This window comes from Microcoleus sp. B3-D2 (genome assembly GCF_036705345.1).
In the GTDB taxonomy this organism is placed as follows: Bacteria; Cyanobacteriota; Cyanobacteriia; order Cyanobacteriales; family Microcoleaceae; genus Microcoleus.
Genome location: NZ_JAUBUG010000005.1, coordinates 19,243 through 45,270 on the forward strand (window position 1 = coordinate 19,243; position 26,028 = coordinate 45,270).

The following is a 26,028-nucleotide window of genomic DNA, read 5'->3' on the forward strand; positions in this document are numbered from 1 at the left end:
AAGAAAACTCATTCTTTGTAGAACGGGCCGGAGAGCGGATTCTTGGTAATCGTGCAACATATGAGTCTAAATGGCGCTTGTTGCTGAATCGGAAAGCGAGAATCGACGCACCGAATACTATCCAAGATTTTGTCCTGAGTTATAGCCCACATTCCGCAGCTTCAACTGTCACCATCGGTTTTTACCTATTTTTACCTAGCAATCAAGCTCTCACTTAAACTTTTCTACCGTACATTAACGGATCAAAAACTTTTTAAGGGCATAATTTAGAGCTTAAAAATAGTTTTATCAGTAATTATGCTGTGTAAAAACCCAGTTTAGGAAGGTGGGTTATAGCTTTTTGATATAGAGAAAAGTCAGGACTAAAATCCGGGTGGCAGCACCCCTATTTTTTGATGTAAGCCATAGCAAATGGCTAGCTAGAACTCATCTATTTAGGCACTTTGGCTAAATCCAAACAGCGTATTCTGAATCTTCATCGAATCTTTATCAAAACTACTTGCATTAACTTGTGCTTGGGTTTAGATTGAATATGTGAAGGAAAAAAACCTGCTTCCAGTCAACTTAAAAATAACGGTGTCAACCATGAAATTCCAATTAAACTTAGTCAAATCTATTTTAGCTGTTGCCGGTGTCGCCGCTCTTAGTGCAGTATCCGCAGCACCTGCCTCTGCCTTCAGCTTTGGTAATATAGGTGGTGGGGATAATACGTATGGAGATACTTATGCTGACCAGTTTAGCTTTGATGTCAAAGATGGTGGCTCAAATAACGTTATCTTCAACATTGCAAATAATACATCCCTAGCCGACATGTTTATTGGTGCAGTTTACTTTGACACAGGTTCTAATAGCAATTTATTGAGCGCCTTTGGCGTTGATGTTGGTAATACTGACCGAGTTAATTTTGAAGATACTGGAACTGCTAATATGGCACAAAGTGGGAACCTTAGTGCTTGGTCTACTGATTTTTCAGCTACGAAAAAAGGTGCTGCGTCTAACGGTGTTCACGGTGGTGAGATTTTGGCGTTGAGTTTTACGGGAAATTATAATAATGTAGTTTCCGCATTGAATGCTGGTACTTTAAGATTAGGGTTGCACGTCCAGGGTATTGGTCCTAAAGCTGAGTATAGCGATAGTTTCGTCAGCACCATTAGTGCTGCCAACACTGAAGCTACTCCTGAACCTTTAACAATGCTTGCTGCTGGAGCCGCTGTTGGGTTTGGTACTATGTTCAAAAAGCAACGCGAGCAGGCCAAAAAAGCTGAATAGGCTATCCTTTCAACTGGTTTTCCATCCTGGCTTGATGTCAAACTGATTATTTTATGAGAGAACTAAAAACCTGGTTTCACCAAGAAACCAGGTTTCTTATTATCTAATAGTGCGCCACCGTGAAAACCCCGGACTTGGAAGCCGGTGTCAAACACATTTGCAGCGCTACGGCTGTTATTAAGATCTATAATTGAGTCCAGGGAATTAAGTATATCAACTAGGCATTGAAACATCTTAGAGGGCGAGCAATCTCCGCAACCGACTAATCCGACTTGATGCGGCACAGTTAAAGAGCCAATCATCGCTAGATGGATGGCGTAATTACAGCACAGCAGAGTAGTTGTATTGAACGTCAAGTCGGGAGCATCTCATATTTGTAAAAACACTTCTTCAGCCTCCTTGCTTCTTCCTCTTTCCTCTTAGCTCCTGGCTCCTGGCTTCCAACTCCAATTTCTAGCTTGGCTGCTTTTATTGAGATGCTCCCGTCAAATCGCCCCTAGACAGCACATTTAAGAAATACCGCAAGGCTGTTTCTTAATAATTTTCGATCTAAAGACACTGAGATTCTTTAAAAGGAGATAATCATCATCGATCATTGCTCGAACTCTAACTCGCTCAGCCTTATTTACTCGAACCTCAGTGTCACACTGTGCGCGGTGCCAATTGCGTCTACTCTCAAGAAATCCAAGCCTCATTAAGGCTACTTATTTTTAAGTATTGTTGATTCACTCCCTTTTTAGTCTTTGCTTACAGCGGCTGAGTAAGCAAGTGCTAGACACCCAACCAATCATTTCGAGTAGCAGTCTTTTCACTAGGTGTCCTAATGCTGAGCTATGCGTTGCCTCTGAGTTTCACCACCCATCAAATTCCAGAGTGTCTACTAACCTCATCTAAAAAATTTACGACCCTTAAAATCCTCCGATTCCTCTCCGTAGGAGGGTTTCAAGCTAATGAGTTGGCCACATCTCCTACTATTTTTATGATATGATATAACAATAGTCTGGACTGTTTTTAGTTCGTAGTCTGAAACCCGGCGGGATTTTTCGTTGGTACTTTGATTGCCGCCTCGACTGGAAACCCTTATTCTACGGTTGGGTTGGCAATCAAAAACTGTCCGAAGTATGGCTCTCATCAATCAACTAATAACTAATATCTAAAATGTTCAATAGAAAACTTTTTTCGCTCATCATTATCGCCACAGCTTTAGTAACTCTGAATATGACACTCCTGTGGAAACTGGACGATATTGCTCATTTTTGGATGAGTATAGTTTTTTGGTTCGCTGTGGGTTCCCTGCTTTGGGACAACCAGGATATTCTCAAACAGAGTGAGATAAAAAGTGACCTATTATCGAGAGTAGCAGGGACGCTATTAATAGCTTTTATTTTATTTAAAAGTGCTGTGGTTTCCAGTAAATTCGATCCTTTTTTAAGACTTGCACCTTTTTTGTCTGGTTTAGGTTTGAGCCTACTTGCGGTAGGTTTTCATAACTTAAAACTATATTGGCGTGAATTGGTAATACTATTTTTTCATGGCACCCCCAGTGTCATTACGTTACCTTTAGTGGATTTTATTACCTCGCTTACTGCTAAATTTGCTTATTATTCTTTGTGGTATGTCGGTTTTGATGTAACACGTGACGGTAATTATGTGGCTTTACCGACAGGAAGGGTGTTGGTAAATGGGGGTTGTTCGGGTATAGAGGCAATGAATTACTTATTAGGTTTATCTGTAGTTTGTTTGGTGATGTTTCCTACTAAACAAAATAAAGCTTTGATAGTAGGTGTGGCTGTTGCTTGTGGTTTTATTGTTAATGTTTTTCGAGTGGCGGGAATGGCCTTGTTAGTTGCATCTCAGCGCCTAGATTTGTTTAAATATTGGCATGAGGGTGAAGGTTCTTTAGTCGTGGGAATGATTGCGGTGATTTTGTTTGGGATATTTTATCAATTTATGTTGAAACGAGATAGCAAACTTAGTCAAACTTCGGGAAATTAATTAGTTGCAATTTGAGGTAATATATCGGTTCTTCGATTTCCCCTCCCATAGTCAAGAGTCTCCCTCACTCAAATGTCCGGGTGTTGAAATCCGCCAATGTCACTACCTGTCGTTTAACTGCGTCTATATCTATCATAGAAAGGATGTCAGGAATTATAGGAAACCTGTTATGGCCACAAATGAAAGTCAAATAAATCACATTTACGGTTCAGAGGATGCTCAGGGTATTTTACAGCTTGCGATCGCGCGGCGACAGGATGAAGGGGAATTATCCAGAGTCCAGCTTTTCGAGATTGCAGCGGAATTGGGCATTTCCGAACAGGATATTGTGGCGGCGGAACAGCAATGGTTAGCAACTAGAGGAGAAGTTCAAGAAAAGCTAGTTTTTAACGCTTTCCGTCGTCGCAAATTGCAGAAAAATGTGACAAAGTACGGCATTATTAATACTTTTTTAGTTTTGTTTAATCTAGCAGCAGCCCACGAGCTTTCTTGGTCGCTTTTCATTTTACTAACGTGGGGATTGGGCTTGTCGCTGAATGCTTGGAATGTTTATCAAACTGAAGGGGAAGATTACGAAAAAGCGTTTCAGCGGTGGCGGTTGAAGAAACAGATGGGACAGTCTATCGGCACTGCGACAGATAAGTTGATGAAGTGGTTGCAGTCTTGATTTGCTATGGTAAAAAACGCGCTCGCCCTTTATTTTACGTCATACTCAAAAGCGCTCGCCCTTTTCCTTCCCAAGGCGCGATCGCACTTTAAATCCGCGAATCCTTTTATAAATCGCGGATTGGCGCGTTATAGTTACGGCTAATCGAGCTTAGCAGCATCTTCAACCACAGGATGAATTAAAGCAGATCGAAAACCTTGCCGAATTTCCGAACTCAAATACCGACGCTGCAAAATCTGCCATTTTTGCCAAGCTGCATAGCGATTTTCGGCTAACAAACCAGCCAACTTCGGCAACTCTTTTTTCAGATCGCGATCGACAAACTCTGTCAGAAACTCGCCTAAAACTTCACTGTCTTGAATATCGCCCAAACATTCCTGAATAGCTTTTACATCTTCGACATAAACTTCGTAAGTCTCGCTGTAAAAATCCCCAAACAGATTCATCAAATAGCGAACTCGCTTAGCTTGCTTCCGCAAATCGTGCAGAATAGTTCCCTCGGCTGCTAACTTCTCTTCGACAGCCTCAGCATTCAAATCATCAGCAACTTTAACTTTGCCATCCTCATATTCCGTGCCCAACAGCCAAGCCGGATGCAGGAAAAACTCACTGACTTGAGGTAACAGTAAATCTGGCAAAACCTCAGCAATTGGCAAATGTTCGATCGCCTGAAATTTCGGTTTTTCCAGCCAATCCTCGATCGACTGCTTCAGCGATTCGTAGCTTTTGTGCTCTAAAATCGCCCTCACCCCTTTCAAAGCCCGGTGGCGCTGTTTGAGCAAATTCAACAAAGCTTTATCTAAAACTTCCTGTTCTTCAGTCGGCAAATTCGGGTAATAGCGGTTTTGGAGACTTTCGAGCATCACATCCAAATCCCTGAGCGTTCCCAGAATCCGCCCCACCTTACCAATTTTGCCTTCCGAAGCCTCTTTTGGCAAGTCTAAAACCGGAGCAAAACCCGTCACAGCCGATCGCAAACGTCTCAATCCCACGCGCATTTGATGAAGTTCTTCCGCGTCTTTGTCTTTGATAACTTCAGCCTCGTGCGCTACACTTTTGTGGAAATATTTCTCAATCGCCCCAGATGCAGCGTCTCCGAGAGTTTTAACTTGAGTTTTAACTTTTGCTGATGTTTTTACGTTCATGGCAGGTGTAGATTCCCGATCCCCGATCGACTTTAATTTGGATTTCAAGGCTTTGCTAGTAAAGGGTTTATATCCTAGCACACAACCCCAATTTATGACCCGCTTTCATACATAAATCTTAATATAAGGTGCTTGACAGTTTATACAAAGTCAGCATTTAGCAATCTAAAATCTTCCATCTAAAATCTTCAATCTTCAATCTAAAATCTAAAATCTAAAATCTAAAATAAAATTACCCTCCCTCACCCTTGAGCTCATAAAAATCAGATTTCTGGCGCGCTTTCCCAAATAGGTTAAGATCGCTGCAAACCGATATTTATTCGCCAAAGGGTGAGAGAGGGTGCGATCGGGAGGACAAGTTTTAAATTAAATCAAACCCGCCCAGGCTGCCCGACTTCAAAGAGGCAGTTTAGCCTTTCCAGTCTTTCTCAGATTGTTGGAGCACGTAGGTTGCTACATCCTCGATTTGTTGGGGCTTCAACTTGGCGCCGAAAGCAGGCATAGCATTTTTGCCCTTAGTTACCTGAGTGGTAATAGCTTCGAGAGAATTCATACCGTACTTCTCAAGAGCTTCCTTTTTCAAGGTTTTCATGGCCATAACCACGTTGCCGCCACCGATGTGACAAGCAGCACAGTTCGAGCTAAAGATTTTAGCTCCGTTAGCGGCATCTCCTGCCAAAGCAGGGCGGCCAAAGCCGACGGTAAAAATTGCGAACGCTAATAGGGCGATCGATAAGAGTCTTTTCAACGCAGTTCTCCTCTAATGGACACGCAAAGGGTGATTCTTTAGATATTTTACCTGTTAAAACAGGCGCGATCGCGCATTCGTATCGCCTTCTTCCGAGTAATTTACCACTTTTTGGCAGTGGCAGTTCAACTCTCAAAATTCTCCACGCCCCAGCCCGGAGCTTTCTGAGCAGCCCGGATCACAAAAGCCGCTAAATTTTCAATCTCAGCCTGTGGCATCCAGCTTTCCGGCACTTGGCGGCACCAAAAAGTCTCCTCAGTACCGTCATAAGTCATCGGTTCTCTCAGATACGCCACCAGACTATTGATGTTGTTGCGGGGAGGCGTTGCCCCTTTGAGGTCAGCCAAAGACAGAGATATCGTCGGATCGGGCAAATTAGCTCCTCCGACGTGACAATTCAGGCAATTTTGCTCGAACAATACCTTGCCCGCAGACAAATCCTGAGCTGAAAACAAGCGAGTATGTCCCTCAGAGTCCAACTCCAGAGCCACAGGTTCGCTGGCTTGTAAATACCTATTCACGTAAGAATCGGCAGCAGCCAAAACAGGTTGAGGAGCCAACAGCACGAGTGGCAAAATAATTAACATCCCCAACAGAAAGCAGACAAAAGCACCACGACGCAGCATGAGGGACTACAACCTTTTGCGATAATCAATGAGCCGGAGGTAAATTTTAGATTTCAGATGTTAGAGCGAAAAACGACCAGCCAGCAATTCTTGCCGAACTTCAGCCCTCTCTCAATCCAAAATCCAAAATCTAAAATCTAAAATCTAAAATCGATTAGCGAGCGCCTTTGCCACCAGCCCACTGCTTGGAGACAATTTTTGGCTGCAACAGAATGTGACCGGCAATCGCGTACAAATCGTCATCCGAGAGATTTCTCATCTCAGCGAAAATATCCGCACTCTTCATGCTCGGATGCAGTTCCGAAATTTCCTCAAACCCGTCATAAGTGGTGGGATTTTTCATAAAGTCCACCAGCGACTCAATATTATTGCGGGGCGGGTTGGCCAAAGCCAGAGTTTCCGGGCTCAAATTCACGTTCGGGTCAGTTTTTGTCATGCCCGCAGCGTGACATTGAGCGCAAGCCGAATTGAAGAGGCGTTTGCCTTGCTGAACTTGTTTGAGGCTCAGCACTACCGGAGCACCCTTGTCATTCAAAGTCACAGTGCGAAGTTCAGGACTCAGTTCGACAGCCATCGCACTGCTGACAAATAACTGAAAGCTCAAGAATACAGCGGTCAGAGCAATGAAATATCTTTTAAGCATGGTTCTCCTTAAAAAAATCCGGCAAATTATTGAACGCTAAGAGATCGTAGCTGGCAAACAGATGTGTGTTCAAAATTCCCTGATTCTGCAACAACTGGCGAAAGTTTGTGCAGCTATACCTTTAAAGGTAGAGGAATTTTGCGAGCTAATCTGCAAGAAGTTTTGAGTCGCGCCTTTTTTCGAGAGTGGACATAATTGCCTTAACATCCTCTAAAGCCAAACGGGTTTGAGGGTGCTTGTAGGCAATTTCCAACTCATCGCACAAGCGGATCACGTCTTCAACAGGGACGTTGAAGTCCTCTGCTATTTCTGCGATGGACAGGTCTGCAAAACCCATAATTTTTAGGTCGCTGACAGGTCAAAATTGAGTTGACGGCTATTAACTGAAAGCCGGACAATTTGAGAAAGCGCTGTTAGCTTGTTTTGTTAGTTTGTTCTGAGATTTTGTTTGATCTATCGCAAGCTAACTAACCGCTAACTGCGACTAGGCATTTTTGCCCAGCCAAACTCCAGGGCCAATCAACTTCCGATCAATATCATCCCACTGCTGCGTCGTTATTACCAATAGGAGTTGCGCGGATGGGGCTCAAAACCCGGTGTCTGCGTGAACGTCTCGTTAACAAACTCAATATTTTTGGTAGAAGCCGGGTTTTTCGCCATTCCTCAGAAATTTCCCTCTGTGCCCCGCACTCACCAACAGACAATCCTCCGGCGCGGCAGCTTAGGGAGAAAGTTTGAAAGCATGAGTCTGCGGAGGCAAAGCGTGGTTGTCGCTGCCATTGAGGGCGGGGAATTCCGAGTCTGCCAAGAAAGGCTGTGGCTGGTGGAGGCTGATGAGCTGACCGAGAGTTTTCTTTAATTGAGTCCGAGGTACAATCAAGTCTACAAAACCGTGGGCGAAGGAGTATTCGGAAGTTTGATAATTTTCCGGCAGCTTTTCCCGCAGAGTTTGCTCGATTACCCGGCCGCCCGTAAAGGCCACAGTAGCTTTTGGCTCTGCAATTATAATGTCTCCCAGCATGGCAAAACTGGCGGTGACGCCGCCGGTGGTCGGGTGGGTCAAAATCGGGATGTAAAGCAGTCTGGCTTCCCGGTGGCGTTCCAGAGCCCCGGAAATTTTAGCCATTTGCATCAAGCTGAGCATTCCTTCTTGCATTCTTGCACCACCGGAAGCGCAAACAATGATCACGGACAAGCGTTCCCGCGTGGCGTGTTCGATGAGGCGAGTTAGCTTTTCTCCGACAACTGAGCCCATGCTGCCGCCGATGAACTGAAATTCCATGACTCCGAGGGCGACTGGCAAATTTTCTAGTTTGCCGATGCCTGTTTCTACGGCGTCTAGGTGGCCTGTTTTTTCTTGAAATTCTCGGAGCCGATCGCTATATTTTTTTCGATCGCGAAATTTCAGGGGATCGGTGGCGTGCAGTCCTTCGTTAAGGGGTACCCAGGTATTGGGATCGATCAACTGCTCGATGCGATCGTCACTGTAAACTCTGATATGATGCCCGCATTCCAAGCAAACCATTTGATTTGCTCGCAGGTCTTTGGTATAACTGAGGGCACCGCAAGCTTCGCATTTATTCCAAAGTCCGTCCGCAATTTCTCGTTCCGGCCGTTCTTGGGAGTTCGGTACTGATTTTCGTCGATTTGCAAACCAATCAAATAGAGACATTAAAACTTGGTAATTGGTAATTGGTAATTGGTAATTGGTAATTAGTAATTGTTAGTTGTTAGTTGCTAGTTGTCAATTGTTAGTTGTTCAGTGACTAATGACTAATGACTAATGACTAATCACCAGATTCAGACTCATCTTCAACGGGACTGATGAGGAGCGATGCAGTTCGCTGGTGTTCTGGAAGAACTTGCAGGGCTGTAGCACTTCCAGCCCCCAAATAAGATGCTATGCCCAAGTCTACAATCCGGGCCGGGATTTCATGAGCAGCTAGGAGCTGCTGCATTAATTCCGCTTCCCAACGAAAGCTAGTAGTTGTAAGTGTAATCCAAGACACGGAACAATTTTACCAATTTTTGAGACAATATTATGTTCGATCGCGCCTGACTGCCTGCCGATCAGAAACTAAAATTCGGGAAAAACAAATGTAAGTAAGTAGATAAGATCGCTTCCCCCCACAGAGCAGTAATTGCTGCACCGAGAGCCAGAAAGGGGCCGAAAGGCATGGGTTGACGCCGATCGAGCAAGCCGAGGGCGATCGCCCCGCCACCGGCAAAAGCCCCGGCTAAACAGGCGATGAATCCCGCTAGCAGCAAGTATTTCCAGCCCAGCCAAGCTCCCATCAAGGCGGCCAATTTGGTATCTCCGGCGCCCATAGCATTCTGCCCCAGTCCGATCGTGCCGGCGAGTCCAATCGCGTCAAACAGCCACAACCCGACAACTGCTCCCGCGATCCCATCGAGTACCAGATACTGTATCGAGTCGATCAAACTAAATGTCGGCCACCAACCTTTCGCCATTTGGAAAACCAATCCGACCACCAAACCCGATCGAGTTAAAGAATTAGGCAAAGTCATTGTATCGCAATCAATCAAAGACAAAGCCAACAGCCAGCTAAACAAAGCCCAAAAACCAAGAGTTTGCACTGTTACGCCAAACCGCCAGAAGATTAACAAAAACAGCAAACCCGTAGCTGCTTCCACCAGCGGATAGCGGGCAGAAATCCGACTGCGGCAGTGATTGCAGCGTCCCCGCAGCCACAGCCAACCGAACACGGGTATATTTTCGTAATTTCTGAGTTGATTTAAACATTTGGGACAGCGAGAAGGAGGGTGGATCACCGACAAACCCGCAGGCAACCGATAGACTACCACATTTAGAAAACTGCCAATAGCCGATCCAAAAATAAAGACGATCGCCGTGACAAGGCAATTAAAGATAATTTCCATTAATTTGTCTGTTGTCTGTTGAAAGTTGACTGTTGTCTGTTGTCTGTTGACTGTGGTTATTTATTAATTGTTAGATTTTGTTTGGTCAATTACCCATAAGGTTTGTAGTATGGACTTTAGTCAAGAGTCAAATTCTGAGGACTTTAGTCCTCACTACAAACCTATTTTTTGACAATCGTTCAAGCAAACATAAATATTAGTTGTCAATTTCCAACTCGCAATGCCCAATGCCCAATGCCCAATGCCCAATGCCCAATGCCCAATTACCAATTAATACATTTGAGATTCAATTTCGTCAAAAGTAACAAAACGTTCACCGGGCAACAAAACGGGCTGCGAAGCAAAAATTACCTGGCCTCGATCGCTTCCTTGACTCACAACTACACCGGCCGGACGCTGCATCTGGTCGGAATGCACTTTTAGATACATACCATAGGCCGAGCGAGCAGCTCGGATCAAATCGGGAGCTAGCAAACTGTGACTTTCGGAAGTTTCTATCGTGGGTTTTGGGTTGGGTTGGTATGGGTTCACTGGAAACTTATCATAATGGTATTAAGTCGAACTATTGGTGTTGCCACTAGAGCGATCGAACTTACCTTATTTTTTAAGAATAGACTAGGTGGAAATTATTAATAGATTAACCTACAATCCTCCCTTAGCTGCGCTCGAACTGCGGCTGCGATCGCTCCTTTCCGCTCAACTGTACGCTGCTGCGTGGGTAGATCCGTCCCCCGCAACACTAATGGGAGTTTTCGATCACCTGCGAACTCTGCGCTACATCCTCCACGACTACGTGCCCCGGCCCGTGTCCGAATCTCCGCCCAACCCGGGCCAGGTGCGCTACCAGTGGCAAACAGGCACCTTGCTGTTCACGGATTTGGCAGGGTTTACGTCGCTGTTGGAAGCGAACGCGGCCCAGGGGTGCAAGGGAGCTGAAACGCTGCTGGGCGTGATTAACGACTATTTTGCCTCAATGATTGAAATTGTCAGCAAATCGGGCGGGGATTTGCTGGAGTTTACCGGAGATGCGATGCTGGTGCAGTTTCTGTCAGGAATTCACCAAGAGGATACAGCGAGGGCGGTGCGGGCGGGTTTGCGGATGCAGCGGGCGATGGCGGAATTTGCCAATATTGAAACGGCGCGGGGTGTTTTGTCTTTGAGGATGCGGGTGGGCATTCACTGCGGCCGCTATATTAGTGCTGACATCGGTACGCCGCTGCGGATGGCTCACGTACTGCTGGGGCATTCAGTCCAGCAAGCTAAGCAAGCTGAGGGTTCTGGGACTGTGGGGCGGGTATGTGTGACTGAAACTGCTAGAGAGTCATTGGGAGAGCAATTTCGTTTTGAACCCGGGAAACAGGGTTATTTTTTGGTGGCGGACGATTTCACGGACGATCGACTCGGAGAGTATGATATCACTTTGACTGGGCGGCGGATGCCGAGTTCGGTATTGCTCGATCGCAGCGTTTCGGGTTTGGTAAGCGAAATCGGGGAAGCTGTGAATCGGCTTGAACCCCTTGCTAGTTATATTCCCAAAACGATCCTGAGACTGCTGGTTGAAAATGCCGATAAACGCAAAATACCGCCGGATTTTCCTGAACCGACGGTGATGTTTGTCAACTTGATTGGTTTACCGGAGTCTGTGGACAAAGCTTCGCCGGAGGAAGAAGTCAATCTGGTAGTGGGTTTTTCTCGGGTGTTTGCGTCGATCGATGCTGTAGTCTCAGCTAAAGGGGGCGTGTTGCAAAAAGTAACGGCGCACTTAGACGGTTCGGATATGCTGATTTATTTTGGCGTGCCCGACGCTCACACGGATGACGCCAGCCGCGCGGCTAGTGCGGCGATTGCGATCCGAGATATCATTGCAGGTTTGCCTCTGGTAATTATCGCGGGTGAAGAAGTAAAAGTAAGCTGTCAAATTGGGCTGTCCCGGGGGCCGGTGTTTGCTGCTGAGGTTGGGGAACCGCGAGGGCGCAGGGAGTTTAATATCCTCGGCGATACGGTGAATACGGCGGCTCGGTTGATGAGCAAGGCGGGGGAAAACCAAATTTTGATTGGTGAAAGGGTGTGTGAGTTGATCGAGCTAAACTTCATTTGCGAGGCTTTGGGATCTGTTGCTCTAAAGGGGAAATCTGCTCAAACTCCGATTTTTGCTTTGCAAGGTGCAAAAGGGGAGAAGGGAAAAGGGGGCGTTTAAATAACTTTGCTGGGGAATGGTTGTACAGGTTTTATGGTTCACAAAGGCAAGTAAAGCACAACCGCTTTCCACTGTGACTACTAAATGTTACTTTTATAATTTTTTACGATACATGACAATAAAAACCGCTACTTCGTCAGATCGGTTCCGGTTGCATTGGAATGATTTAACCGCAGAGAACGCAAAGAACGCAGAGGGAGATCGCAGAGAGATGAATAATTCCCATGAAGGGCGGAATTAATATCACTCGCATAGACTAAACTCCGATCGATACTTCACCGTTCCGCTGCAATCCTCCAAAGCTCCACTTTCTAACTCCAAAACCATAAAAGCTTCCTCGGGCACATCGTATTCACATTTCAAGCTCTTTCTGCTAGCAGGAATGAACCCAAAACGCGAATAGAAATCTGGATGACCAAGCACAACCACTGCCTGAAATCCCGATCGCCTGCACTCTTCTAAACCTTGCTGGATCAGCAGCGTTCCTATACCTTGGCGCTGATATTCGGGAAGAACTGCGACTGGTGCCAACCCCAGAATCGACAAATTGCTAGAACATTTTCCTTCGACGACAACCGGACTGAATAAAATGTGTCCGACAATGCGATCGGATGGTAAGGCAACGAAGGAAAATGTAGATGCAATTCCCCGTAATCTATCCACTAAGTTTGCCTCATTTTCTCGCCCGAATGCCGCAATATTAACTTGGCGAACAGCTTCTAAATCTTCTGGCTTTTCGGTACGGATATACATAGCTTAGATTAATGGTTTGGTGGCCGATCGGGCCGACGAAATGCTACAGAAACTGTTTCTATCTTTCGATCGTGATGTTAATCAAATTCTAGCGCCCCTGAAGTTTTTTACTCTTTTGAAGCTATGTACTTTTGGCAACCAATGATGCAACCACTGACAGATTACTGCCAAATCGCCGCCCTAGTCGAGCGCTTCCAATTTTCATCCGAGACGCCGAACCGCTTAACTGTTATTATTGCGGCACAAGCTGACCGGAAGACAATCGTTTAATGCCCTCCATCGCCGTAGTTTCTCCGGCTTTGTCACCGCCATCACGAGCAATTTTTAAAGCTCCCTCGTAGGATTCGAGAGCTTTAGCAGATTGACCGAGACTTTCATGAATTGCGCCCATGTTGTTGAGCAAGCGTCCGATACTTGTCTTGTCGCCGATTGCTTCTAACATCGGTATTGCTTGCTGAAAATAGATCAGCGCTTGAGTATCTTTGCCGAGTTTGCGAGAGGTAAGTGCCATGTTGTTGAGGAGGCGACCGACGCCAGCCCTGTCTCCGATTTCCCGACGAATTGCTAAAGCTTGGTGGTAAAACTCCATGGCTCTATTAAAGTCGCCGATGTTGTAGTAGACGCCGCCCATGTTATTGAGGGTACGGCCTAAATCGCGGCGATCGCCCTCAACAGTGCGAATCGTGCGCGCTTGCTGGTAAAATTCGATCGCCTTGGCGTAATTGACCTGTTCTGCGTACACGGCCGCAATGTTGTGAAAAGACTCTGCTATTTCAATTTTGTCGTTGGCTGTTTTGGCAAGTTCCAAAGCTTCTTGGTGCAGTTTCATCGCTTCGGAAAAATTGTCCGCAACCCGGTTGACGAAACCGATGAGATTGAGAGTGCGCGCGATACGAGACCCTTCGCCGATTTCTCGGTGAATGACTAAAGCTTGGCGCAAAACTTCCAAAGCTTTGGGCTGCGAACCCATTTCCGCGTAAACTTCCCCCATATTGTTGAGGGTTTCTCCGATTCCCCGTTTGTCGCCTAGTTGCTTGCGAGTTGCCAAAACTTGCTCAAAAGTCTGGATAGCTTCTTGAAACAAACCCTCGCGGTGCTGTTTTACTCCTGTTTCAAAGAGTTCGTCTGCTTGCGTTTTGGGGTCTGTTGCCTGAGCGAGTGAAGCGAAGCTATCGCGTAGGGAATCGCTCGCTTGGACGCGCCTGGCATTGATGGTTGGGGGATAAGCCCAAGCCTCTGAAATTGCTAGCAAGCTGAGTGCGGGCGATAAGACAATACTGATAGCTGTGATATAGCTGAAGTGGTAAGAGCGGCTGTGCACCGATCGAGTCCTCCAAGAGCCAAGTTATACATATTAAGATAGAGCTCTTTGGGGTGTTCCTGCCGATTTTTTTTTTTCAGTCGCTAGGTTCTAACTGGGTTTTTGTCTTGCCTGAGTGTCAGAATCAGCGGCATATTGTTGAGAGCGGATATGACAGCAAAGTTTTTGCTGGGTGCAAGCGATGCTTTTTCATGACTACGCAAGATGATGTCCTGTTGGTCAAGTGTGATCCAAGCAATTCCTGACAAAACTTGAATTTCTTGATGAGTTTGAGGCAATCTGTATACCTCGTTTTCCATCAAAATAATGCGATCCTCTTCGAGGGCTCCGCTAACGGGCGCTGCACATTCGGAAGATATTTGAAGCATAGCATCTCCTACTGGGTAATTGGTAATTGCTAATGGGTAATTGCTAATTGCTAATGGGTAATTGCTAATTGAGGGCTGTATTTCACTTCATTTCCACGCAACCCACACACTACTATTGGCAATAACGCCGATCGATCCAAGCGCGCATTTCATCATCTGTCGCCACGCAGGTAGAACGACCAGTCGCCCGATCGCAACCGTGCCACCAAGTGTTACCATAGCGATCGCACGCCTGCCAAATTCTCAGTTCGTCCTCACCAGAAATGAGGTAGAGCAAAAACTGCCCAATTTGATTTATAGCTGAAAATAGAGATGGCCCTTTTTGTTTTTCGGATGGTTGAGATCGATCGGAAATCAAAAAAAACCTCATTTTTCGGGGATTTATCCGACTTTTGTAAGTAGACATAGCCAACACCTTAAAGTGATAAATTTTACAAAATTTGCACCAATAAAATTACAAAAAATAGCTTTCAACTGCAATAAATCAACCGCAATTACAGCACAAGATTGTTGTCGTGCAAGCCCTGTAAAAGTCTATCTGGTACCTGATAAATTAACCTTAACTCGGCGGCAATTGACAATCAAAGCATTGTTTGCATAGGTTGTATGAATAAAATCGATATATCGAAGCCCTTGTGACAATTTGGGTACTACTGGCACAAATGCTATGAACGAAATCAATACGCGGCGGATGAAACTCTCTCAGATTCAAGCTTTGATAGCTGTAGCAGACTGTGAAAACTTTAGCGAGGCGGCTTTGCAATTGGAACTGTCCCAATCCGCCGTCAGCCACGCCATCGCCTCTTTAGAAACGGAATTGGGAGTGCAATTGTTCCACCGAGGGCGACACGGTGCTCAACTGACGCCAGTGGGGGAAAGGGTGCTGCTTCACGGGCGTCAAATAGCCTGCGCCTTAGAAATGATGGTCAAAGAAGCGGATTTAGAAAAAGGTTTGCAGGGAGGCCAGGTACGGATAGTTAGTTTTCGGAGTGTCGCAACTCATATCCTACCGGGTATTATTGCTAAATTTCGCAGTTGCTTTCCCAAAATTGCCGTCAGCATTACCGAAGTTTATTATACCCAAGCTGTGGAAGAAGCTTTGCGCTCGGGCAAAGCAGACATCGGCTTTGTCTCTCTTCCCATTTCCGATGAATTTGAAACTAGAGAAATTTTGCGGGATAAATATGTTGTGTTGCTGCCCCCGAATGGACAATGTAAAAGTGCTAAGATTACCTGGGAAGAATTAGCGAACTATCCCCTGATTTTGCAGCCGGCAGAAAATCCTTGTTCGATACCGCTTCGCAAATATTTGACCACTTCGGGGTTTCCCTTAAATATCGGTTACGAACTCAGCGAAGATTCAACTATTGTCAGTATGGTGATGCAAGGTTTGGGTACAGCAATTCTGCCCCGTTTGGCCGCAGAACCGATACCTGCTTCGGTGAAAGTTTGCAGTTTGCCGGCGGATTTTGAGAGGGTAATTGGGGTGGCTGTTTTGAGGGATGCGCTGTTAGTTCCGGCCGTGTTTGCGTTTTTGGATGTCGTGACAACAAGTGCGGCAGAGGTTGATAGTGAGGGCGAGTTTGCGATTAATCCTTCATGAAAAACCTAAGTCAGTTGTTATTGGTTATTGGTTAGATTTGGATTTTGTTACCGCAGATATCAGCAGATGAACGCGGATGGGATTGTATCTGCCTTTATCTGCTGATATCTGCTGTTTAAAAAAATCGCATAACCAATAGTGCGATCGCTGATTGCCTACTTCATGCGCTTTGCCACAAGACTAGAACTGTCGCCTTGGTGGAATTTGATTCGACCGTCTACCGAGTTTTTATCCTTTAATTTGAGCCAACCGCTACCAGATGCAGGATCGTTCTCATCATTACCGTCCCATGTAAACTCAAATCGCTGATCCTTTCCATCTTTTACGACTTCGCCGTCAATTTCACCTGATACTAAACCGAATTGAAATTCCCCTGAACCTGTTTGATCGATCTCGATATACGCTTCAACTTCCATGTCCAAGTAATCACTATCCCACATTGCCATCTCTGTGATCCGCCATTTACCGCTATATTGCATTCCTTTCATCCTCCACTTGTATTATTAATATTTGTCATCTCTCTCACCCAGTTGCGGAAATTCACTTCCGCTTCTACTTCATCTACCTGTGCTGCTGCCAAGAATTCGTAGAGCTTTTCCTTGGGCACGATCGGAAAAGTGGGGCTGACCGATACTTCCAAATACTCATCGTTCTCCAGCTTATAAATTCGCCATTCTCTACCATTGTAACGCCAAAACTCCGGTACTCCCATACTGGCATAGAGAGCAAGCTTGTTAATATCAGTATGGGTGATATCTATTTCTACGACTAAATCGGGTGGCGGATCAGTGGCTAAATCTACTGTACGACCGGCTACGAGGGGCTGATTTTGGATGTAATAGGCATTGTCTGGTTCTGCACCGCGCTCTAAGTCCGATCGATCGAGGGTTGTCGAACCCATTGTTTTGATTTTTAAACCTAGCTCTACAGCCAAAATAATAATCAGTCGTTCGATTAAGCGTGCCGCAAATTCGTGTTCTTCTAAAGGCATGGTAATTTCTAAAATTCCTCGGTCGAATATCAATGTAGCTGCTCGTTTATCGCCCAAAATCTGTAGCAGTTGTTGATAACCCTGCCAAGTAATATTTCTAAATACCACTCGCTGTTCGCCTATGGGTAACGGTGGTGCGATCGGCGCAACAGAAATCATATTTTTTACTTCCAGCTATGAGATTTCTAAGATAACATAAGGAACAGGCAAGATGCCTGTTCCACAACTAACCAATTATTGATTGTGGAACAGGTTCCAGAGCAGGTGCAAAGGAACAGGCAAGATGCCTGTTCCACAATTAACAAATTATTGATTGTGGAACGAACAGGCAAGATGGCTCTTCCACAATTAATAAAATTATGGATTGTGGAACGGGCATCTTGCCCGTTATTAAAATGAGTCAACGAATTCTATTTGCTTTTTTCTGCTCTTTGTCGCAAAATAAATTCAGCTAGTGCTAAATCTACGGGCGTTGTGACTTTCAAATTCGTCTCTTCTCCCTCGACAATTTGCACTGGTAAACCGCATTTTTCAAACAAAGCCGCATCGTCGGTAACTTCCCAACCTTTCTGTCGCCCTTCTTGGTGACACTGCTTTAACAATTTCACTTCAAATCCTTGGGGAGTCTGGGCTGCCCACAAATTGCTTCTGTCTGGGGTGTCTCGCACGATCCGACGCTCATCTACGACCTTAATCGTATCCTTGACCGGGACGGCGACAATCAAGCCCGGACAGGTCAAGAGGGCCTCTGCCGATCGATCGAACAATTCAGCAGTTGCCAAACACCTCGCGCCGTCGTGAATCAACACTCGATCGGCATTGGGGGGCAAAGCCTGCAAACCGTTGTAAACTGACTCTTGCCTGGTGGCGCCTCCTTTAATCAGTTCCACGGGCTTAAGCAAAGATAAATCGCTCACAATTGCTTTAAAATCAGGAAAATCGTCTGGCTGGCCCATGATGCCAATCCAGCTAATGTGCTGCGAAGCTTCAGCAGCAGCCAAAGTCCAACTCAGCAAAGGTTTAGAGAGCAAAGTCAGCAGCAGTTTGTTCCGCTGACTCCCCATCCGTCGCCCTGAACCCGCTGCAGGAATTAATAAGTGCATTTACTAACCGTTTTTAACCCAACTAGATATATATAATAAGAGCGTCCTGTACTTTTGAGTCAGTTGTTTAGCTGTCAGCCAGTAGCTTTTAAGGTCTATAAATACTATAAGCTGATAGTTGAGAGCCGATCTCTGAGAGCTACCTCGATCAATAATAGCCCGATCGTTTATGATGCGAATACTAGCACTTGTCCCTGGCGGGATTGGCGACCAAATTTTATTTTTCCCCACTCTTGATGACCTCAAGCAGTCTTATCCCGACGCGCAAATTGATGTCATCGTGGAACCGAGGGCGAAGGGCGCTTACCGAGTCTGCAAATCCGTCAAAGAAGTCTTGACGTACAATTTCAAAGACCGCAACGCTATGGCAGATTTGGGCAATTTACTGGGCGTAATTCGCGATCGCGAATACGAAGCAGTTATTTCCCTAGGCCAGCGGTGGACTGTAGGGCTGCTGCTGTGGCTGACCGGCATTCCGCAGAGAGTTGGCTATTCTGGAACCAACGGCGCTCGATTTCTCACCGCTGCGATACCGCTGAAAACTGAACAGTACGCGGCTTCAATGTACCACGATTTGCTGCAAGGATTCAACATTACAAATCCTTGTCCGGCGATCGCAATTAATGTACCTAAACAGGACATTCAGTGGGCGGAAGCCGAACAGCAGCGGTTGGGCGTAAAAGAAAGCGGTTACATTCTAATTCACGGCGGTTCGAGTCAATTAGCTGTGTCTAAAGGTATTGACAAAATTTACCCTACAGACAACTGGAAGCAAATAATTGAAGATTGTCAGCAGCGGCAGCCGAATTTGCCCGTTGTTGTTGTGAAAGGCCCAGAAGATGCAGAATTCGTAACAAAGTTAGTCGAGTTATGTCCAAATGTAAAAGTTATCTCGCCGGATGATGTCGGCAAGTTGGCTGCGACAATTGCTGCTGCTAATTTGATGATATGTACTGACAGTGCGCCGATGCACTTAGCTGTGGCGGTTCAAACTTATACAATAGCTTTGTTCGGCCCGACTGAACCGGCGAAATTGTTGCCAAAGAGCGATCGATTTTTGGGCATTAAATCTCCTACTGGCAAAATGGCAGACATCTCTCCTCAAGATGTTTTGAAGAAGGTTTGGGGCGGCTAAAAACTAGGATATCTAAGCCAGGACACGGCAGTGCCGTGTCCCTACAATTTAGGTGGTTTCCAGGCCTGGGGGACGAGGAAAGAAGCGGGCGATTTAAAACTCGATGTTAGTCTTCCAAATCATCCATCATCTGCTGCAATTCCTTCTTCTTTTGCTTGGCAAACTCAACGCTGCCCAAACTTGTCAACAATCCGCCCGAAGCAGTGAGAGTAGCCTCTGAGATTTTCTCACAAAATAGAAGTCCGAACCCTCCGAAAATAACCATTGCCGATGCGGCGGTGACAAAAAGAGCAAGATTGTAGCTGTGGCGAACTTGTCGCAACGATTCTCGCAGGATTTGTTTCTTAATTTCGCTATAATCTTCATCAGGTTGCGAGTTTCCGAATAAATTAAAATTCATGGCTGTTTCCTCTCTTAGTAGTTTGATCTTTCTACAGATATCCTACTGAAGCAAAAAGTCATAGTCTAGGGCAGATAAGGTTAGTTTTAGTTTGCGATTTGCCCTCAAGTTTAGGGCAGATAGGGCAGGATATTCAAACCTATCTGCCCTAGCCAGAAAGAAGTAATTAAATTAGGATTTACGAATGGGGAATCAGAAACCTGGTTTTTACGAAAATACGGGTGAGTGGGAAGTATTTTCGTAAAAATCCGGTTTCTTTGGTCTGAGTGCGTAAGTTTGGACTGTGGGATTTTCCCGAAGTCCGCCAGGGAATTAATTCCCTGGCTCATAGCAAAAGTCGGTTGAAACCGACTCAAATACTAATCTTTAGTCGTCTTCAGACGACTTTCGCTATGAGACAGGGGTTTCAACCCCTGTGGGATTATCGAATTATCGAATTAAGTGAAAAACTAACAACCATACCTAAAAACCTACTATGCGCCCATCCGATAAAGTTCAATCGAGTGCAACTGGAAAACGCAAGCTCAAAGAATCATACAAGCAAGCTAACCTGACGATTGAAGAACTAGCGACAAAAGCTACGGTTTCCACTGACACAATTCAGCGCTTACTCGGTACAAGAAAATGTCTTAATGGCGTAGAAAAAGGGGCAGTAGAGAATATTGCTAAAGCATTAGGAATAGAACCGACAGATATTGTCGATCCCAAAGATTGGAATGCCGAAAATACGCTGCCGCCAGAGTTTGAATCACTCATAGCAGAAAAAATTAAGACTTTTTGCGGTCGCCAATTTGTTTTTAAGGCTTTTCAGGACTTTATTAAGGAAAATCCTCACGGTTATTTTACAATCATCGGGGATGCGGGAATGGGCAAAAGTTCCATTGTTGCTAAATACGTCTCGGAACATAAATCTCCCTGCTATTTCAATATTCTCGTCGAACGCCGCAACCGACCAGAATTGTTTTTGAAGAGCATTCGCCAGCAATTAATTGACCGCTATCAATTGCCAAATTCAGCAGATGCGGATTTACCGACGTTACTGGCAAAGGTGGCGGGAAAACTCACTGCTGGCCAACCTTTGGTAATTGCAGTTGATGCACTGGATGAAGTCGAACAAGAAGCGGGAGAAAATCTTTTACATTTACCGACAACTCTGCCAGAGGGGGTTTATTTCCTGCTGACGAGGCGACCCTATAACCTCGGAAATAAGCGGCTGTCCGTATCTCCGGGAGTTCGGGTACAAGAGTTTGATTTAAGAGACAACAAGTATGTTAATTTCAATCAGGATGATATCAAAGAATATATTCGCTTTGCTCTTGATGCCGATTATGACTATAAAAATGGACTGAGAAACTGGATTCAAACCCGCAGCATTCCCGATACAACTTTTGTACAGAAAATGGCCGACAAAAGCGAAAATAATTTTATGTATTTGCGCTATGTTTTGCCAGCAATTGCTAAGGGCGATTACAATGACTTAAGTTTAAAGCAATTGCCAGACGGGTTGCAAGAGTATTATCAAAACCACTGGGTGCGGATGGGGCTGGAAGCTAAGCCTGGGCAATTGATGGAGATTGTCTTGTATATTTTACTTGAGATTGCCACGCCGATTCCCTGCGAGATGATGGCTGGAATTGCCGAGGTGGATGAATGCGATGTGGCACAGGTTTTAGAAAATGAGTGGGTTGAGTATTTGAAAAAGCAGAATGTAGAAGGAGAAATCTGCTATACCATCTATCATGCTAGTTTCCTTGACTTTCTGAAAGCCAAACGGGAGATGGATGCAAAGCGGAAAATTTTTAAGGAAGTAAATCAACGGATTGCTGAGTATTTAGAAAAGGAGATGGCGTGAGATGGCAGAATTTGCTGACAAGTTAGCGGCCAAACCACTTTTCTGTCAACGTGCTTATCTGGGCAGCTTACTGCCAAATCATGTCAAGTCTGGAAATTTAGGAAAATATTATGAAAAGCTGACGGATTTTAACTTCCTGATGGCAAAGATTCAGCATCCTGATTTTGGACTGCAGGCACTTATTGATGATTTCGATTTGGTTGACGATTCAGAAGCATTAAGTCACCCAGAGTACAACCCAGAAAAAGTTGAAGCCCTGAACTTGATTCAAGCGGCACTGTGGAAGTCAGCGGATATTTTGACTCTAGATAAGACGCAACTCGCAGAGCAATTGTTAGGGCGCTTGCTGCACTTTAACATTCCGGCAATTCAGGGAATGGCAGAGGTAGCTAAGCAGTGGAAAGCAGCACCTTGGTTGCGTCCTTTGACATCTTGTTTAACTCCCCCTCGCCGGGGACTGCTACGCACTCTCAAAGGTCACACCGGTTTCGTAAATGCAGTAGCCGTCACTGCTGATGGCAAGCGGGCGATTTCTGGTTCGTGGGACAACACCCTGAAAGTCTGGGATTTAACAACTGGAAAGGAACAGTTTACTCTCAAAGGTCACAGCAGTTCGGTAAAAGCATTCGCCGTCACTGCTGATGGCAAGCGGGCGATTTCTGGTTCAGATGACAAAACCCTGAAAGTCTGGGATTTAACAACTGGAAAGGAACAGTTTACTCTCAAAGGTCACACCAGTTACGTAAATGCAGTAGCCGTCACTGCTGATGGCAAGCGGGCGATTTCTGGTTCAATTGACAATACCCTCAAAGTCTGGGATTTAACAACTGGAAAGGAACAGTTTACTCTCAAAGGTCACACCGGTTTCGTAAATGCAGTAGGCGTCACTGCTGATGGCAAGCGGGCGATTTCTGGTTCAATTGACAATACCCTCAAAGTCTGGGATTTAACAACGGGAAAGGAACAGTTTACTCTCAATGGTCACAGCAGTTACGTAAAAGCAGTAGCCGTCACTGCTGATGGCAAGCGGGTGATTTCTGGTTCAAGAGACAAAACCCTCAAAATCTGGGATTTAACAACGGGAAAGGAACAGTTTACTCTCAATGGTCACAGCAGTTACGTAAATGCAGTAGCCGTCACTGCTGATGGTAAGCGGGCGGTTTCTGGTTCAGATGATAACACCCTCAAAGTCTGGGACTTAACAACTGGAAAGGAACTGTTTACTCTCAAAAGTCACAGCATTTCGGTAAAAGCAGTCGCCGTCACTGCTGATGGCAAGCGGGCGATTTCTAGTTCATATGATGACCCCCTCCAAGTCTGGGATTTAACAACTGGAAAGGAACTGTTTACTCTCAATAGTCACAGCAGTTACGTAACTGCTGTAGCCGTCACTGGTGATGGTAAGCGGGCGATTTCTGGTTCAGATGACACAACCCTCAAAGTCTGGGATTTAACAACTGGAAAGGAACTGTTTACTCTCAAAGGTCACAGCAGTTCGGTAAAAGCAGTCGCCGTCACTGCTGATGGCAAGCGGGCGATTTCTAGTTCACGTTCATATCATAACACCCTCCCAGTCTGGGCTTTAACAACTGGAGCCATCACTGCTGATGGCAAGTGGGCGATTTCTAGTTCAGATGATAACACCCTCAAAGTCTGGGATTTAACAACTGGAAAGGAACAGTTTCCTCTCAATGGTCACACCAGTTCGGTATATGCAGTAGCCGTCACTGTTGATGGCAAGCGGGCGATTTCTGCTTCAGGTGACAAAACCCTGAAAGTCTGGGATTTAACAACTGGAAAGGAACAGTTTACTCTCAATGGTCACACCAGTTCGGTAAATGCAGTAGCTGTTACTGCTGATGGCAAGCGGGCGATTTCTGCTTCATATGACAAAACCCTGAAAGTCTGGGATTTAACAACTGGAAAGGAACAGTTTACTCTCAATGGTCACACCAGTTTGGTAAATGCAGTAGCCGTCACTGCTGATGGCAAGCGGGCGATTTCTGGTTCAATTGACAATACCCTGAAAGTCTGGGATTTAACAACTCTAAAGGAACAGTTTACTCTCAATGGTCACACCAGTTCGGTAAATGCAGTAGCTGTCACTGCTGATGGCAAGCGGGCGATTTCTGGTTCAGATGACAATACCCTCAAAGTCTGGGATTTGTTGAGTGGAAATGTCATTGCCAGTTTCACGGGTGAAAGCCCGATCGCATCTTGCGCCATCGCCCCCGATGGAGTCACAATTGTAGCAGGCGACGAATCCGGCCGCGTATATTTCCTGCGGCTAGAAGGGGTGGAGGCACTAACATGAATTCCTCACCTCTGCCAACTCCGATCTCTACCGCTGCTTATCCAATAGAATTTCAGCAACTCCTGCGAGAAAAAACCGAGAATTTTGCAGGGCGCAAGTTTGTTTTTTCTGCGATATCCGACTTTCTGGACTCCCACAGCCGCGGTTATTTCACAATTGTCGGCACTCCCGGCTGTGGCAAAAGTTCCATCCTCGCCCAATATGTCACGGCCCATCCTCGCAGTATCTATTACAACGCTGGAGTTGAAGGCAAAAATCGAGCTGAAGATTTTCTCGCTTCTGTCTGCACTCAACTGATTGACAAATACCTTGTCGCGAATGGGGAAACATCGGAAATTGTCAAGCTCAAATCTCAACTTCAAAATCTCGAATCCCATGATGGGAGTTGGTTTCTGTCTTTGTTGCTTCAGCAAATTAGCGATAAATTAGCCGATCGCCAAAAGTTGATAATAGTCATTGATTCTGTAGACGCGATCGCCCGCACCAGTCAGCCACCCAGCACAAATCTGTTTTATCTGCCGAGATATTTGGGCGATCGTACTTATTTTATCCTCGCCCGCCGCCCGTTTTTGAGAGAGAAATCCGGTTTGTTAATTGAAACCCCCTCTCAAACTCTCGATTTAAGAGATTATCCCGCCCAAAATCGGGAGGATGCCCTGAACTACATTCAGCAATACCTATCAACCGCACCGGATTTAACTCAACCCGAATTCTGCCAACAACTCGCCACTGTCAGCGAAAACAATTTCATGTATCTGAGCCAGATGTTAAGGGCGATCGGCGAGAATTCACGCCCCGATGCTAATCTGGGAGAGTCCTCACTTCTCTCTGAAGTTCCTCCCGGTTTAGCAGCGTATTATCAAAACCACTGGCTGCGGATGAGAGGTGAGGGTTTATCGGCGATCGAGTTGTCTGTGCTGAATGTTTTGGTACAATCAACAGCAAGTTTATCTGTAAGTGCGCTCGCCAATATAATTGATGGGGATGAATACGATGTTGAAAAAGCGTTAGACAATTGGAGCGAGTTCTTAAATAAAAAAGAAATTGGAGGAGAAATTTGCTATAGTTTGTATCATAATAGTTTCCGCGAATGGCTGGAAAAACAATCTATTTTAGAATGATGATCGTACCTATATTTTCGCTGTGCCAGCCTATAGTCTTCCTTGTCCAGTCTTACCGATCCCCCCTAACCCCCCTTAATAAGGGGGGGACAAGAGGAGTGAAAGTCCCAAGCGGAAAAAGAGGAGGACTGGAACACTCAAAGTCCCCCTTCTTAAGGGGGATTTAGGGGGATCTAGACTCGACTATAAACGATAGATACAAAGGTTTTTAGGCTTAAGTTAACACCAACGAGCCCTGCCGCATCCTCACCCTAAACCCAATTTTCCAGCAACAATACAACAATGAAACGAGCAGTATTTCTTGACAGAGATGGCGTTCTCAATATCGAAGCGGGCTACATCCACAAAGTAGAAGATTTGCATTTAATCCCCGGAGTCGCCGAAGCTGTACGCCGTTTAAATGACCAACAAATATTTTGCTGTTTGGTTTCCAATCAATCCGGTCCGGCGAGGGGTTATTATCCAGTTAGCCACGTAGAAGCTTTGCACAAACGCCTGTGTCAGCTATTAGAAGATGAAGCAGGAGCCAAGTTAGATGCTCTTTATTACTGTCCTTATTTAAGCGCAGCCGAAGGCGGAACCAACCCAGAATTTACGCGGTATACAACGTGGCGAAAACCGAATACAGGGATGTTGGTAGCGGCCGCTTGGGAACAGGATTTAGATTTGCGAAATAGTTTTATGGTCGGGGATAAAGCGACTGATGTTGATATGGCTCACAATGCCGGCTGTACTGGCATTTTGGTGCAGACTGGTTACGGAGAAAGCGTGTTGAGTGGGGAGTATCAGCACCATACTAAACCGGATTTTATTGCAGCAAATTTAGCGGCGGCTGTGGAGTGGATTTTGAAACACTTTGATTAGTATTTGTAGTGG

General features: G+C 45.6%; 27 protein-coding genes. 10 read left to right on the plus strand and 17 right to left on the minus strand.

The features are described 5' to 3' along the window. Window positions 1–534: 534 nt before the first annotated feature. From QUB14_RS03185 to QUB14_RS03195, 3 genes are all read left to right on the plus strand, one after another. A complete protein-coding gene (locus QUB14_RS03185) occupies window positions 535–1,269 on the plus strand; it encodes a PEP-CTERM sorting domain-containing protein (protein ID WP_333215239.1) in 735 nt (244 codons plus the stop codon). Between the two features lie 1,158 nt (window positions 1,270–2,427). Further along, window positions 2,428–3,264, plus strand: coding sequence for a cyanoexosortase A (gene crtA, locus QUB14_RS03190; protein WP_333215237.1), 837 nt, complete (start codon window positions 2,428–2,430; stop codon window positions 3,262–3,264). A gap of 169 nt (window positions 3,265–3,433) precedes the next feature. Then, window positions 3,434–3,931, plus strand: a complete 498-nt coding sequence (locus QUB14_RS03195; RefSeq protein ID WP_333215235.1) for a 2TM domain-containing protein — start codon at window positions 3,434–3,436, stop codon at window positions 3,929–3,931. Window positions 3,932–4,071: 140 nt separating this feature from the next. Here the strand turns inward: QUB14_RS03195 and QUB14_RS03200 are convergent, their stop codons facing one another. The 9 genes from QUB14_RS03200 to QUB14_RS03240 form a co-directional block, all read right to left on the minus strand. Next, entirely contained in the window at window positions 4,072–5,076 is a 1,005-nt protein-coding gene (locus tag QUB14_RS03200; protein WP_333215233.1) for a CHAD domain-containing protein, read from the minus strand. A gap of 409 nt (window positions 5,077–5,485) precedes the next feature. Further along, entirely contained in the window at window positions 5,486–5,824 is a 339-nt protein-coding gene (gene petJ, locus QUB14_RS03205) for a cytochrome c6 PetJ (RefSeq protein WP_333215231.1), read from the minus strand. Window positions 5,825–5,949: 125 nt separating this feature from the next. Then, a complete protein-coding gene (psbV2, locus tag QUB14_RS03210; protein WP_190663568.1) occupies window positions 5,950–6,450 on the minus strand; it encodes a photosystem II cytochrome PsbV2 in 501 nt (166 codons plus the stop codon). 154 nt (window positions 6,451–6,604) lie between these two features. Continuing rightward, window positions 6,605–7,093: a photosystem II cytochrome c-550 gene (psbV, locus tag QUB14_RS03215; RefSeq protein ID WP_333035576.1), complete on the minus strand. Its 489-nt coding sequence runs from the start codon at window positions 7,091–7,093 to the stop codon at window positions 6,605–6,607. A gap of 145 nt (window positions 7,094–7,238) precedes the next feature. After that, window positions 7,239–7,430, minus strand: a complete 192-nt coding sequence (locus QUB14_RS03220) for a hypothetical protein (RefSeq protein ID WP_006633443.1) — start codon at window positions 7,428–7,430, stop codon at window positions 7,239–7,241. Between the two features lie 384 nt (window positions 7,431–7,814). Next, entirely contained in the window at window positions 7,815–8,765 is a 951-nt protein-coding gene (gene accD, locus QUB14_RS03225) for an acetyl-CoA carboxylase, carboxyltransferase subunit beta (RefSeq protein WP_333215229.1), read from the minus strand. Between the two features lie 115 nt (window positions 8,766–8,880). Next, window positions 8,881–9,102: a DUF2007 domain-containing protein gene (locus tag QUB14_RS03230; RefSeq protein WP_242719282.1), complete on the minus strand. Its 222-nt coding sequence runs from the start codon at window positions 9,100–9,102 to the stop codon at window positions 8,881–8,883. 61 nt (window positions 9,103–9,163) lie between these two features. Further along, window positions 9,164–9,994, minus strand: coding sequence for a prepilin peptidase (locus tag QUB14_RS03235; RefSeq protein WP_333215227.1), 831 nt, complete (start codon window positions 9,992–9,994; stop codon window positions 9,164–9,166). Window positions 9,995–10,264: 270 nt separating this feature from the next. After that, complete coding sequence (locus tag QUB14_RS03240; protein ID WP_333215225.1) at window positions 10,265–10,525, minus strand: hypothetical protein; 261 nt, start codon at window positions 10,523–10,525, stop codon at window positions 10,265–10,267. An 88-nt stretch (window positions 10,526–10,613) separates the two neighbouring features. On the opposite strand from QUB14_RS03240, the gene QUB14_RS03245 reads away from it, so the two are divergent. Beyond that, window positions 10,614–12,191 (plus strand): adenylate/guanylate cyclase domain-containing protein, encoded by a 1,578-nt coding sequence (locus QUB14_RS03245; protein WP_333215223.1) that lies wholly within the window; start codon window positions 10,614–10,616, stop codon window positions 12,189–12,191. Between the two features lie 243 nt (window positions 12,192–12,434). Here QUB14_RS03245 and QUB14_RS03250 read toward each other — a convergent pair whose 3' ends face one another. The 4 genes from QUB14_RS03250 to QUB14_RS03265 all read right to left on the minus strand — a co-directional run bounded on the left by QUB14_RS03250 (window position 12,435) and on the right by QUB14_RS03265 (window position 15,039). Further along, on the minus strand, window positions 12,435–12,944 hold the full coding sequence (locus QUB14_RS03250) for an N-acetyltransferase (protein WP_333215221.1): 510 nt from the start codon (window positions 12,942–12,944) through the stop codon (window positions 12,435–12,437). Between the two features lie 232 nt (window positions 12,945–13,176). After that, a complete protein-coding gene (locus QUB14_RS03255) occupies window positions 13,177–14,265 on the minus strand; it encodes a tetratricopeptide repeat protein (protein WP_333215219.1) in 1,089 nt (362 codons plus the stop codon). A gap of 83 nt (window positions 14,266–14,348) precedes the next feature. Then, complete coding sequence (locus QUB14_RS03260; RefSeq protein WP_333215218.1) at window positions 14,349–14,633, minus strand: hypothetical protein; 285 nt, start codon at window positions 14,631–14,633, stop codon at window positions 14,349–14,351. Between the two features lie 112 nt (window positions 14,634–14,745). Then, window positions 14,746–15,039 carry a hypothetical protein gene (locus QUB14_RS03265; RefSeq protein ID WP_333215217.1) on the minus strand — a complete coding sequence of 98 codons (294 nt, stop codon included), beginning with the start codon at window positions 15,037–15,039 and terminating at the stop codon, window positions 14,746–14,748. Between the two features lie 261 nt (window positions 15,040–15,300). Between QUB14_RS03265 and QUB14_RS03270 the strand changes: the two genes are divergently transcribed. Beyond that, entirely contained in the window at window positions 15,301–16,236 is a 936-nt protein-coding gene (locus tag QUB14_RS03270) for a LysR family transcriptional regulator (RefSeq protein ID WP_333215215.1), read from the plus strand. Window positions 16,237–16,391: 155 nt separating this feature from the next. Here QUB14_RS03270 and QUB14_RS03275 read toward each other — a convergent pair whose 3' ends face one another. The 3 genes from QUB14_RS03275 to ispD all read right to left on the minus strand — a co-directional run bounded on the left by QUB14_RS03275 (window position 16,392) and on the right by ispD (window position 18,330). Further along, window positions 16,392–16,724, minus strand: a complete 333-nt coding sequence (locus tag QUB14_RS03275; protein ID WP_333215213.1) for a hypothetical protein — start codon at window positions 16,722–16,724, stop codon at window positions 16,392–16,394. Beyond that, entirely contained in the window at window positions 16,721–17,386 is a 666-nt protein-coding gene (locus tag QUB14_RS03280; protein WP_333215211.1) for a Uma2 family endonuclease, read from the minus strand. The genes QUB14_RS03275 and QUB14_RS03280 overlap by 4 nt, the downstream gene beginning before the upstream one ends. Before the next feature lie 251 nt (window positions 17,387–17,637). Beyond that, window positions 17,638–18,330, minus strand: coding sequence for a 2-C-methyl-D-erythritol 4-phosphate cytidylyltransferase (gene ispD / locus QUB14_RS03285; RefSeq protein WP_333215209.1), 693 nt, complete (start codon window positions 18,328–18,330; stop codon window positions 17,638–17,640). A gap of 172 nt (window positions 18,331–18,502) precedes the next feature. Here ispD and QUB14_RS03290 point away from each other — a divergent pair, with 172 nt between their 5' ends. Further along, on the plus strand, window positions 18,503–19,465 hold the full coding sequence (locus tag QUB14_RS03290; RefSeq protein WP_333215268.1) for a glycosyltransferase family 9 protein: 963 nt from the start codon (window positions 18,503–18,505) through the stop codon (window positions 19,463–19,465). 106 nt (window positions 19,466–19,571) lie between these two features. Here the strand turns inward: QUB14_RS03290 and QUB14_RS03295 are convergent, their stop codons facing one another. After that, window positions 19,572–19,865, minus strand: a complete 294-nt coding sequence (locus tag QUB14_RS03295) for a TRADD-N-associated membrane domain-containing protein (protein ID WP_333215207.1) — start codon at window positions 19,863–19,865, stop codon at window positions 19,572–19,574. Window positions 19,866–20,340: 475 nt separating this feature from the next. Between QUB14_RS03295 and QUB14_RS03300 the strand changes: the two genes are divergently transcribed. The 4 genes from QUB14_RS03300 (at window position 20,341) to QUB14_RS03315 (ending at window position 26,016) form a co-directional block, all read left to right on the plus strand. After that, window positions 20,341–21,717: an AAA family ATPase gene (locus QUB14_RS03300; protein WP_333215206.1), complete on the plus strand. Its 1,377-nt coding sequence runs from the start codon at window positions 20,341–20,343 to the stop codon at window positions 21,715–21,717. A 1-nt stretch (window position 21,718) separates the two neighbouring features. Further along, window positions 21,719–24,031 (plus strand): WD40 repeat domain-containing protein, encoded by a 2,313-nt coding sequence (locus QUB14_RS03305; RefSeq protein WP_333215204.1) that lies wholly within the window; start codon window positions 21,719–21,721, stop codon window positions 24,029–24,031. Further along, window positions 24,028–25,152 (plus strand): ATP-binding protein, encoded by a 1,125-nt coding sequence (locus QUB14_RS03310; protein WP_333215201.1) that lies wholly within the window; start codon window positions 24,028–24,030, stop codon window positions 25,150–25,152. The genes QUB14_RS03305 and QUB14_RS03310 overlap by 4 nt, the downstream gene beginning before the upstream one ends. Window positions 25,153–25,434: 282 nt before the next feature. Next, on the plus strand, window positions 25,435–26,016 hold the full coding sequence (locus QUB14_RS03315; RefSeq protein ID WP_333215199.1) for an HAD family hydrolase: 582 nt from the start codon (window positions 25,435–25,437) through the stop codon (window positions 26,014–26,016). The last annotated feature ends 12 nt before the right edge of the window (window positions 26,017–26,028 follow it).

What these genes read in the sequence shown, in the direction of transcription:
- QUB14_RS03220 (WP_006633443.1), bottom strand. Translation starts at nt 7,430, where the DNA reads ATGGGTTTTGCAGACCTGTCCATCGCAGAAATAGCAGAGGACTTCAAC.
- QUB14_RS03280 (WP_333215211.1), bottom strand. Translation starts at nt 17,386, where the DNA reads ATGATTTCTGTTGCGCCGATCGCACCACCGTTACCCATAGGCGAACAG.
- QUB14_RS03315 (WP_333215199.1), top strand. Translation starts at nt 25,435, where the DNA reads ATGAAACGAGCAGTATTTCTTGACAGAGATGGCGTTCTCAATATCGAA.
- QUB14_RS03290 (WP_333215268.1), top strand. Translation starts at nt 18,503, where the DNA reads ATGCGAATACTAGCACTTGTCCCTGGCGGGATTGGCGACCAAATTTTA.
- ispD (WP_333215209.1), bottom strand. Translation starts at nt 18,330, where the DNA reads ATGCACTTATTAATTCCTGCAGCGGGTTCAGGGCGACGGATGGGGAGT.
- QUB14_RS03235 (WP_333215227.1), bottom strand. Translation starts at nt 9,994, where the DNA reads ATGGAAATTATCTTTAATTGCCTTGTCACGGCGATCGTCTTTATTTTT.
- QUB14_RS03260 (WP_333215218.1), bottom strand. Translation starts at nt 14,633, where the DNA reads ATGCTTCAAATATCTTCCGAATGTGCAGCGCCCGTTAGCGGAGCCCTC.
- accD (WP_333215229.1), bottom strand. Translation starts at nt 8,765, where the DNA reads ATGTCTCTATTTGATTGGTTTGCAAATCGACGAAAATCAGTACCGAAC.
- QUB14_RS03265 (WP_333215217.1), bottom strand. Translation starts at nt 15,039, where the DNA reads ATGTCTACTTACAAAAGTCGGATAAATCCCCGAAAAATGAGGTTTTTT.
- QUB14_RS03295 (WP_333215207.1), bottom strand. Translation starts at nt 19,865, where the DNA reads ATGAATTTTAATTTATTCGGAAACTCGCAACCTGATGAAGATTATAGC.
- QUB14_RS03200 (WP_333215233.1), bottom strand. Translation starts at nt 5,076, where the DNA reads ATGAACGTAAAAACATCAGCAAAAGTTAAAACTCAAGTTAAAACTCTC.
- QUB14_RS03310 (WP_333215201.1), top strand. Translation starts at nt 24,028, where the DNA reads ATGAATTCCTCACCTCTGCCAACTCCGATCTCTACCGCTGCTTATCCA.
- QUB14_RS03300 (WP_333215206.1), top strand. Translation starts at nt 20,341, where the DNA reads ATGCGCCCATCCGATAAAGTTCAATCGAGTGCAACTGGAAAACGCAAG.
- psbV2 (WP_190663568.1), bottom strand. Translation starts at nt 6,450, where the DNA reads ATGCTGCGTCGTGGTGCTTTTGTCTGCTTTCTGTTGGGGATGTTAATT.
- QUB14_RS03195 (WP_333215235.1), top strand. Translation starts at nt 3,434, where the DNA reads ATGGCCACAAATGAAAGTCAAATAAATCACATTTACGGTTCAGAGGAT.
- QUB14_RS03305 (WP_333215204.1), top strand. Translation starts at nt 21,719, where the DNA reads ATGGCAGAATTTGCTGACAAGTTAGCGGCCAAACCACTTTTCTGTCAA.
- psbV (WP_333035576.1), bottom strand. Translation starts at nt 7,093, where the DNA reads ATGCTTAAAAGATATTTCATTGCTCTGACCGCTGTATTCTTGAGCTTT.
- QUB14_RS03275 (WP_333215213.1), bottom strand. Translation starts at nt 16,724, where the DNA reads ATGAAAGGAATGCAATATAGCGGTAAATGGCGGATCACAGAGATGGCA.
- crtA (WP_333215237.1), top strand. Translation starts at nt 2,428, where the DNA reads ATGTTCAATAGAAAACTTTTTTCGCTCATCATTATCGCCACAGCTTTA.
- QUB14_RS03270 (WP_333215215.1), top strand. Translation starts at nt 15,301, where the DNA reads ATGAACGAAATCAATACGCGGCGGATGAAACTCTCTCAGATTCAAGCT.
- QUB14_RS03250 (WP_333215221.1), bottom strand. Translation starts at nt 12,944, where the DNA reads ATGTATATCCGTACCGAAAAGCCAGAAGATTTAGAAGCTGTTCGCCAA.